Annotated in this window: 6 protein-coding genes; 5 read left to right on the top strand and 1 reads right to left on the bottom strand. The window is 60.9% G+C overall.

Going from position 1 to position 4,537, the window contains the following annotated elements; all coding sequences use genetic code 11:
* Positions 1–181: 181 nt before the first annotated feature.
* From H0V34_06845 to H0V34_06830, 4 genes are all read left to right on the top strand, one after another.
* Positions 182–985 carry a TatD family hydrolase gene (locus tag H0V34_06845; GenBank protein ID MBA2491423.1) on the top strand — a complete coding sequence of 268 codons (804 nt, stop codon included), beginning with the start codon at positions 182–184 and terminating at the stop codon, positions 983–985.
* A gap of 40 nt (positions 986–1,025) precedes the next feature.
* Positions 1,026–1,253 (top strand): acetyltransferase, encoded by a 228-nt coding sequence (locus H0V34_06840; GenBank protein ID MBA2491422.1) that lies wholly within the window; start codon positions 1,026–1,028, stop codon positions 1,251–1,253.
* Between the two features lie 57 nt (positions 1,254–1,310).
* A complete protein-coding gene (locus tag H0V34_06835; protein MBA2491421.1) occupies positions 1,311–1,625 on the top strand; it encodes a BolA/IbaG family iron-sulfur metabolism protein in 315 nt (104 codons plus the stop codon).
* Positions 1,626–1,713: 88 nt separating this feature from the next.
* Positions 1,714–1,920, top strand: a complete 207-nt coding sequence (locus H0V34_06830) for a YdcH family protein (protein MBA2491420.1) — start codon at positions 1,714–1,716, stop codon at positions 1,918–1,920.
* 152 nt (positions 1,921–2,072) lie between these two features.
* Here the strand turns inward: H0V34_06830 and H0V34_06825 are convergent, their stop codons facing one another.
* Positions 2,073–2,636: an NUDIX hydrolase gene (locus tag H0V34_06825; protein ID MBA2491419.1), complete on the bottom strand. Its 564-nt coding sequence runs from the start codon at positions 2,634–2,636 to the stop codon at positions 2,073–2,075.
* A gap of 195 nt (positions 2,637–2,831) precedes the next feature.
* Between H0V34_06825 and H0V34_06820 the strand changes: the two genes are divergently transcribed.
* Entirely contained in the window at positions 2,832–4,307 is a 1,476-nt protein-coding gene (locus H0V34_06820; protein MBA2491418.1) for an amidohydrolase family protein, read from the top strand.
* The last annotated feature ends 230 nt before the right edge of the window (positions 4,308–4,537 follow it).

The following is a 4,537-nucleotide window of genomic DNA, read 5'->3' as shown; positions in this document are numbered from 1 at the left end:
CCATCATCCAGCGAGACGTGCAGCTTGACAGTGTCGAGCAGAAAAGTGGGGGGAGCGTAATCTTGCAGATATATCGCTTGCGGGTTGCTATCGCTCATATGCGGACTCGTTCAAGTTCGAATCGATGGCTGCTACGATGCATACTACGAAAAACACGCGATTCATGCGCGCGCCCCAGAATATGAACCACGAACTCATCGACATCTGCTTCAATTTCACGCACGCTTCGTTTCGTCGCGACGAGGCGGAAGTGCTTGAGCGCGCGCGCGACGCTGGCGTTTGCGCCATGCTGGTCACCGGTTCCAGCGTGGAAGACAGTCACGCCGCCATCGCGCTGGCCGAGCGTTACCCCGATCAACTCTACGCCACGGCTGGCGTGCATCCGCACCTGGCCGAAGGATGGACTGAGGAAACAGGCGATACGCTGCGCACTTTGGCCGCGCACGAAAAGGTTCGCGCCATCGGCGAGACGGGGCTGGATTACAACCGTAATTATTCGTCGCCGACGGCGCAGCGCCACGCCTTCGAGCAGCAACTTGCGCTGGCCTGCGAACTCGATATGCCGGTGTTTTTGCACGTACGCGATGCGTTCGATGATTTTATCGAGCTTTTGGCGCGCTATCGCGAGCGCCTACCGGACGCCGTGGTGCACTGTTTTACCGGCAGCGCGGACGAGTTACGCGCGTGTCTGGCGCTGGATTTGCACGTCGGCATCACCGGCTGGATCTGCGACGAGCGGCGCGGCGCGCACCTGCGCGAGCTGTTGAGCCGCATCCCGGCCGAGCGGCTGATGGTCGAGACCGATTCGCCTTACCTGACCCCGCGCGACCTGCGGCCCCAGCCCAAGGCGCGGCGCAACGAACCCGCGCTGCTGCCGCATATTCTAAGGCAAGTGGCGGCGGCAAGAGGCGCCGCGCCCGCTGAGCTGGCCGCCCGGACCACGGCCAACGCAAGGCGTTTTTATCGTCTCGGCGACCGCCGCTGAACCGCGGGCTCGCCAACGGATTTCTTAACACGGAGCTGCCATGCTACTGAAACTGACGACAAGCGATCATCTGGTAGAAGTGCTGGAAATCGAAGAACTGCTGGACCCGACGCAAACGGCGTTTACCGGCCGTCTCAACGTCGGCGAGGAGATGCCGGAAGCGGACAAATTCTTGAAGCAACAGGTGTGTTTTCCCTCCGGCGAGCCCCTGCCACGCTGCTGGCGCGACCTACACTACCGCGATCGCGAACTGGAGCGCGACGACTGACGCTGTTGCAGCGGTAGCGTTATACTTGAGCACCAAAACTCGCATGAGGCTCGCGCCATGACGGTTCAGGACATCATCACTCAAAAGATTACCGAACGCCTCGACCCGATCCATCTGGAGGTGCGTAACGAGAGCCGCATGCACAACGTGCCCCCCGGCTCCGAGTCGCATTTCAAGGTGACGATCGTGTCGGATCACTTTGCGGGCAAACCGCCGCTCGCGCGCCACCGGTTGCTGAACGAGACGCTGGCCGCGGAGCTGGCGGGTCCGGTGCATGCGCTGTCGCTACACACCATGACCCCGGACGAATGGGAAGCGAGAGACGGAGACGTGCCGCGCTCCCCGCCGTGTCTGGGCGGCTCCAAAGGCTAGCTTTTGAACGCCCCCGCCACGCACGCGGTTTTGCGCATCAGGAAGCCATGCGCTAGCAGTTATGGCCGTTTAGCCGAAGCTTCACGCCATGACCGTGCAGGATATTGAATCAATCAAGCAGCGCCTCACCGAGCTGCGCGCCGAACACGGCGCGCTGGATGAAGCCATTGCCGGTCTTGCGCAGAATGTCTACATCAACCAACTGACTCTGCGACGCCTGAAAAAGCGCAAGCTGCAACTGAAAGACATAATCGCCCGCTACGAGAGCAAGCTGATCCCGGACCTGGACGCCTGATTTTAACGTTATTGCCGCACGCCGCGCCTGTTCAAGCGCAGCGTTCTGTCATTTGGCGAAGGGTGGCGAAGATCCCTCGCTTGAGCTCGGGACCGACGCGTTTCGCCCCATGCTTCATGGGTTCTGGCTCGGGTAACCGTATCCACGGGTGTTCAGTCAACGCTGATTTCCACCCCGCGGTCCGATCCGCGCGTGATGGTGCCGATGTGCACGCGAAACGCACCGGCGCGCCGGTCTTCGCAGTACAGTCGCAAACTCTCGCGGATCACAGGAAATGCGAGGGCATCCCACGGAATCTGGCTTTCCGCGAACAGCGCCGTCTCCAGACTCTCAGCGCCCGGCGCAAAGCGGCGCTCACGCAATTCACCGCGAAACATGACATACACCTGATCGATGTGCGGGAGGCTGTATAGCGCGTACAGGGACAGGTCGGCCACCTCCGCGCAGGCTTCTTCCATCGTCTCGCGCGCCGCGGCCTGCGCCACCGTTTCGTGGTTCTCCATGAAGCCGGCGGGCATCGTCCACAGGCCGTAACGCGGCTCGATGGCGCGCCGGCACAGCAGGATGCGCTCGTCCGCCACGACGATGCACCCCGCGACGATCTTGGGATTCTGGTAATGGATGGTTCCGCAGGCGTCGCACGCGTACCGCGGAAGGTTGTCTCCGAGCGGAACCCGCAGGCTGACCGCGGCGCCGCATTGGCAGCAGTAATTCAATCGGGCTAGAGGTCGAGGATGAGTCCGGACACCATAGCAAAAAAGTATTCCGGCGGGTAATCGGATTTCCGGCGGAAACTGTTCTTCACCAACACGCCAGCGGGTTTTATACAGCAGCAATCAACCTCGCCACGCGGCGAACCGTGCTCACTGCCGCAGGTCGTAACCATCAACCCTGCCGCCACGGAGCCAGTCATGCCCACATCGCACGATCCCGACGGACGTCGTCTGCCCATCAAACTCGATGCAACTACCAACGGCGAATTCGCGCCGATTCCGCTGGAACCCGTGCATCATCATGCGCGCCAGCTTGCAGCGACCGCCGTCGGCGATAACGCGAAACGGCGCAATGTTTCGCGCCGATCTTTCCTGGTCTCGGCCTGCGGCGCGGCGTCTACTTTGCTGGCGATCAATTCGGCCTATGCGGCGGCAGGACGTAGTGCCGGATACTATCAGCTCGCGGCGGAGTCGGCGCTCGATCCGGAGATAGCGAACGCGGCGCTGCAGGGAAGCGAGTTTATCTTCGACGTGCAAGGCCATTTCGTGAATCCGCAAGGCGCGTGGCTCAAACAATTGCCGCCCGACGCGCGCCCGCTGTCGGATTTCCCCAAAACCGAATGCGCGCTGGCCGACACACCCGGCGAGCGGAGTTATCTACAATGCCTGGGCGAGGACGAATTCATTAAAGATATATTCCTGGATTCCGACACGGACATGATGGTGTTGTCGTTCGTGCCGTCGTACCGCGACGCCGAACCGTTGACGATTGAAGAAGCCGCCGCCACCGCCGGCATCGTCGAGCGCATGGAAGGCTCGCACCGACTGCTGGTGCACGGGCGCGTCAACCCGAATCAGGAGGGCGACCTGCAGGGCATGGACGAACTGGCGGCACGCTGGAAAGTGTCGGCGTGGAAGACCTACACGCAATGGGGCCCCGACGGCAAAGGATTTTTCTTGAATGACGACACGGGGATCGAATTTATCGAAAAGGCGCGCAAGCTCGGCGTCAGGAACATCTGCGTACACAAGGGCATTCCGTTCGGACCGGAATCCTACGAGCATTCACTGTGCTATGACATCGGCGTGGTCGCGAGGAAATACCCGGACGTAAACTTTCTCATCTATCACTCCGGCTTTGTGCCCGGTCAATCGGAGGGGCCTTACAACCCTGCCCGCAACGAAGGCATCGATTCGCTGATCAAGACGGTGATCGAGAACGACGTCGCGGGAATCGGCAATGTCTACGCGGAGCTGGGCTCGACCTGGCGTTATCTGATGCGCGACCCCGGCAGCGCCGCGCATAGCTTAGGTAAACTGTTCAAGTATCTGGGCGAGGACAACGTGCTGTGGGGCACGGATTCCATCTGGTACGGGTCGCCGCAGGATCAGATCCAGGCGTTCCGGACGTTTCAGATCTCAGAAGAATTACGCGAGGCGCATGGTTATCCCGAAATTACGCCGGAACTGCGCGCCAAGGTATTCGGGCTCAACGCGATTAAGCCATATCACATCAGCATAGATCAAATGAAACAACGCGCGGGCCGGGATCGCATCGCCGGCGAGCGGCTGACTTATCGGCAAACACCTGACCCGCACTTTCGCACCTATGGCCCGAAGACGCGGCGGGAGTTTATGAACCTACTGGCCTGGAAGGGCGGGCAGCGGGTATAAGCGGGCGCGCGTCTGGTAGTGTAACGCAGATGAAAGCATAGCCACCGGTTTACCTGGAGTGAGCATGGGCCGGCTGCGGGGGCTTAAGCTGTTGCAGGATGTGCCGGTTTTTGGCGGCGTCCGCGAAGATACATTGACCTTTCTGCTGAGGCTTGCGCCCGTTATTCACGTCTTTGCGGACGCCGCTATACGAAAAAGTGCTTCGTTCGCGCAAAACACCTGCGCGGCTT

The organism is Gammaproteobacteria bacterium (assembly GCA_013696315.1).
Classification (GTDB): Bacteria; Pseudomonadota; Gammaproteobacteria; order JACCYU01; family JACCYU01; genus JACCYU01.
The sequence above is the reverse complement of the archived record's forward strand: the minus strand, read 5'-3'. Positions and strand labels throughout refer to the sequence as shown.